This is a genomic window from Halobacillus sp. HZG1, from assembly GCF_035818575.1.
Taxonomy (GTDB): domain Bacteria; phylum Bacillota; class Bacilli; order Bacillales; family Halobacillaceae; genus Halobacillus; species Halobacillus litoralis.
In genome coordinates this window covers 1-3,931 of record NZ_JAYLVQ010000041.1, presented here as the reverse complement: position 1 = coordinate 3,931, position 3,931 = coordinate 1, and the positions used below count along the sequence as shown (strand labels likewise).

Annotated in this window: 7 protein-coding genes; all 7 read right to left on the bottom strand. The window is 34.2% G+C overall.

The genetic code is table 11. From position 1 onward, the window contains the following. Positions 1–306 precede the first annotated feature (306 nt). Complete coding sequence (locus VKA52_RS06140) at positions 307–990, bottom strand: DUF5694 domain-containing protein (RefSeq protein WP_326314569.1); 684 nt, start codon at positions 988–990, stop codon at positions 307–309. Positions 991–1,158: 168 nt separating this feature from the next. Further along, on the bottom strand, positions 1,159–1,509 hold the full coding sequence (locus tag VKA52_RS06135) for a hypothetical protein (protein ID WP_326314567.1): 351 nt from the start codon (positions 1,507–1,509) through the stop codon (positions 1,159–1,161). Positions 1,510–1,682: 173 nt separating this feature from the next. Next, a complete protein-coding gene (locus VKA52_RS06130; protein ID WP_160841533.1) occupies positions 1,683–2,009 on the bottom strand; it encodes a hypothetical protein in 327 nt (108 codons plus the stop codon). Between the two features lie 11 nt (positions 2,010–2,020). Beyond that, entirely contained in the window at positions 2,021–2,227 is a 207-nt protein-coding gene (locus VKA52_RS06125) for a helix-turn-helix transcriptional regulator (RefSeq protein WP_160835219.1), read from the bottom strand. Between the two features lie 320 nt (positions 2,228–2,547). Then, the gene (locus VKA52_RS06120) at positions 2,548–2,973 is read right to left on the bottom strand and encodes an RDD family protein (RefSeq protein ID WP_160912521.1); all 426 of its coding nucleotides are present in this window, start codon (positions 2,971–2,973) and stop codon (positions 2,548–2,550) included. Between the two features lie 83 nt (positions 2,974–3,056). After that, positions 3,057–3,344: a DUF3986 family protein gene (locus VKA52_RS06115; RefSeq protein ID WP_160912519.1), complete on the bottom strand. Its 288-nt coding sequence runs from the start codon at positions 3,342–3,344 to the stop codon at positions 3,057–3,059. Positions 3,345–3,484: 140 nt separating this feature from the next. Continuing rightward, entirely contained in the window at positions 3,485–3,667 is a 183-nt protein-coding gene (locus VKA52_RS06110; protein WP_326314563.1) for a glycine zipper family protein, read from the bottom strand. Positions 3,668–3,931 lie beyond the last annotated feature (264 nt).

The following is a 3,931-nucleotide window of genomic DNA, read 5'->3' as shown; positions in this document are numbered from 1 at the left end:
ATGGTCCGTTAGCACAATAAGCATTAGCCAATATGGAGTTATTGCCTCCTTTAATGGAAGAAAATGATACTTGGTTTATAACAAGAACCAATCCCTCCTCTTGCCTTTTTCTTAAAATAACCCTTTACTAATTAAACGAAGACGAATTATGTAAGTTTCTTTTTATTCAACTAACCTTCTCAAACATCTAAAAAAGGAGACGATCACTTTGTTAGATAATCGCCCCCTATAACGGAAGACTTGATTTCGAGATATTAAAGCAGATTCCCATCCAACAACCCACGTTTATTTAATGAAGCAAAGAGGCTATTTATTTGCAAAAGGATTGATTACCTTCCACCCCTTTCCTTCAAATAACTTTCTTAGCATCCATAAATGGTCACTTCCAATTATGAGCAGTATGCTGTCATTAGAATTACTCGTTTCAACAATATTTTTGAAAACCATCAATTCTCTTTCTGACCATTTGTTTAAAAAGTCAAAACCAATCATTTTTTCTTTATTATCAGTTACAGTAACAAAAGATAAGTACATTCTCTCAAGTTCTTTAGTAGCTTTATTGTCATTTAATTTTCTAAACGAATCAACCAATGGGGTATTAAGGCTAATATCAGGAGCATTTTTGCTAATACCCTTCATTGTATTTAGTAATTCAGGATACGATCCTTGAATTGTGGCATTAAGTTCCGTCATATCTTCTTGAGATATTCTCCCTGACCAGTTCACCGCATATACTTTCTCATGATTTAACTTTTTGGCTAACCTAAATCCAATTTGTTGAATTTCGTCAATTGAATAATCTCCCTTTGATTTTTTGTATTCTATATTCAACTCATTGTCTTTTGACATTTCCCATTCTACAGCAACTTTAGTTGGCTTGTATTGAGCTAAATGATCAACTAGCTCTATTACTTCCTTTTCTTTCTTATCTACTAGCTCCTCTTCCTGCTCAAAATGATAGCTCCCGACAAGTATTATTTCATTTTTCAATTACACTCTCCCCCAGTTACTTTGTTTGTTCCATTAAACTCCTCCGTTAGCACAATAAGCGATAGCCATTGTGCAACTATGGCCCCCGTTAACGGAAGACTTGAATTCAAGATATTTAAGCTGATCTTTAACTAACGCACGCCTTAAGACGAGAAGGATGAATGTACTTTATTTATATGCCTTTGCAAATGTAGATGGTGAAAAGGAAACTTTGTATTTACCTTCAAGTTCTTTCTGTACTTTTTCTGTTATTTTCAATCCCTCTTTATTGTGTTCTGCTTCAAGTTCAACACCATTAGGAACTATTCCATCTTTATCCCAATCGATCCATTCACCATACTTCCCAATCCATTTCATTAACTCCAACTTCGTATCGAGTTCAATTGGAATCTCTTCTATGTCAAGGTTGCAATTACAGCGATTACACCAAAGAGGGTCTGAACCTACATCTCCCTCAATTTTTAATTCATTTGTTTTTTGTTGAATACATAGACATCTCATATTGTTTCCCATCTCCATTTATTAAAGTAAGCTGCTTTGTTAGTTAAAAAGGGCAATCGTCTATATTGAACAATCGCCCCCTATAACGGAAGACTTGATTTCGAGATATATACTCTATCCAATAATAATCAATCATAAATGTAATCAAATGCATTTATAACTTCAACCATTGAAGCTAAAGCGTGCTACATTTAAGAATAACGGAAATATGAGCTAACTGCCCCCATACCATAACCTAATGCAGCTATTAAAAGAATATCACCACCATTAGAGAAAAACTGAATAGTCTGTATAGTGGTAGGATCTATAAAACCATTAACAAAAGGAACCAGGTTCATTAATCGAATACAAGCATATAACAAAATCATTTGCCAGCTTGATAGTGCCGCATTTTTAAGTATGATTTTTTGGCGTTCGTCTTCTCTTGAAAATCCCGTTTCATCACCAGATATTCTTTTCGACGCCACTATGACAGCAGAGACTATAAGTCCAGCTAGAATTATTACTAATATGTACATTTTATTATTCCTCATTTCTTTAATGTTTTTTGGTAATTAAAAAGGGAGTCTACTGTACTATCTAAAGATAATGCAATAGCAAAAGCTAATTCTAAACTAGGATCATATTTATTGTTTTCTATGGCGTTTATTGTTTGTCTACTTACCCCGCATAGCTGAGCCAATTTACCTTGAGAAATCCCTAAACCTTCTCTCAAACTCTTTATACTATTTTTCAAATTTATATCACCTCTTCTATTATTTATGTCAAATACTTTTTACACCTATCATGGTAATAAAGACCAATCAACGTGTCAAATACTTTTTACACATTGATTAGTCTCAATTCAAAATTTTTCTGCTTTTTTCAGCGAAAAAATGTGGTACATTGTGACAATTATTTCGAAACTGAGTCTTCAACTAACCTGCCCAAAACATTAAGAAGGAGGCAATTCTTCGGTTAAAGAATTGCCCCCGTTTATGTAAGACTCGAATGCAAGATATCTTATAACGCTCTTTAACTTTAGAGCTTTATAGATTAAGTTCCATTACTCATAATTTAGTTCCGGATTGGCGGGGATGTTGTCACATACGTTTGCGCAATGAAGTCATGGATCGCACGTTTATCTTCTCTTACCCCTATCATCAAGGCACTTACAATCAATCCAATTCCTAATGTAAGAGTATAGGCAACTCCTGCTACTATAACCCTTAATATCATTGTACCAACCCCAACTTTTCTCCCATCAATTCTTACGATACGATTGCCTGCCATTCTTCTTCCTAACGTGTACCCAGACCATAAAACAGGTAATAACAAGGTATAAAATAATCCTAAAATATCAGTAGGGTAGGAGTTATCACCATCATAAAATACTCCATATAGAAAGTAAGAGAAAATTCCCGTTACCAAAAATATAATAATAAAATCTAAAACACTTGCTAACAACCTGTTCTTAAAACCAGCTGGATAAGTAATTTCCATATACACTACCCTTTCATAATTTTATATTCCCAGCTTTCACACTAAAATAATAGTCCCTTTACAACTAAAGCCCCCCATACTTACTATTGAGAATCTCTTATTACTTTATTTGTTATAAGCCAGTCTTCAAATGTCTGAAATGCTTCTTCATCAGATAGACTTTGACCGCAGATAGAAAATATCAGCAACCCATAATTTTTCACATGAACCCCTAATTCCTTCTCTAATACGAACTTAAAAAATACTCCTGGTTCATAGTCATCTATAAATACATCCCAGATGTCTTCCCTTTTCCTTTTATAAGCCACTACTTCAAGATCGTGTCCATCTTCATAATAGCCTATATGATAATGTTGGTGGAGTACGTACATCTTACTTGATCCCTTCCTCGTAATTACTAAAAAATAAAGTCGACATTTTCACATTAACGCCCCCCTTTATGTAAGACTCGAATTCGAGATATCTCTTACTGTCTTTTTCTTTAGAGAAAGAATGGATAAGTAGTTTTTTTTTATTTTGCTTTATTTGAGTCAATTGTTGTTCCAACTGTTATTCCAAGAACCAAACCTATACCAGCCCCGATTGCTAAGTCATCAAATAAAGTTAACCCAAGCACTGCTCCTAAAGGTAACCCAATACCAATTCCAACCGCTAGATAAGTATCCCCAGTTGTTTTTTTGTTTTTGCACATCATTTACTTTTCCCTTCTGATAACCTTATTTGCTTTTACTATTCCTCAAGCTTGCTTCGTAAGTTAAAAAACTTCATTTATGATGGTCCTGCTTAAGTAATTAGGGCGATTATCTGTTAAGCAATCGCCCCCGTTTCGTGAAGACTTGAAACCGAGGTACTTTGGAGTTCTTCAACTAATGCACCCTTTAGTTTAAGTGAAATTATTCACAAAATTTATTGATAACACCTTTACGTTCATAAAAGCACCAATATCGATTAACCCTTA

Bases quoted from the DNA above. Each gene is read 5' to 3' on its own strand.
- VKA52_RS06135 (WP_326314567.1), bottom strand. From the start codon at position 1,509: ATGGAGATGGGAAACAATATGAGATGTCTATGTATTCAACAAAAAACA.
- VKA52_RS06130 (WP_160841533.1), bottom strand. From the start codon at position 2,009: ATGTACATATTAGTAATAATTCTAGCTGGACTTATAGTCTCTGCTGTC.
- VKA52_RS06120 (WP_160912521.1), bottom strand. From the start codon at position 2,973: ATGGAAATTACTTATCCAGCTGGTTTTAAGAACAGGTTGTTAGCAAGT.
- VKA52_RS06115 (WP_160912519.1), bottom strand. From the start codon at position 3,344: ATGTACGTACTCCACCAACATTATCATATAGGCTATTATGAAGATGGA.
- VKA52_RS06110 (WP_326314563.1), bottom strand. From the start codon at position 3,667: ATGATGTGCAAAAACAAAAAAACAACTGGGGATACTTATCTAGCGGTT.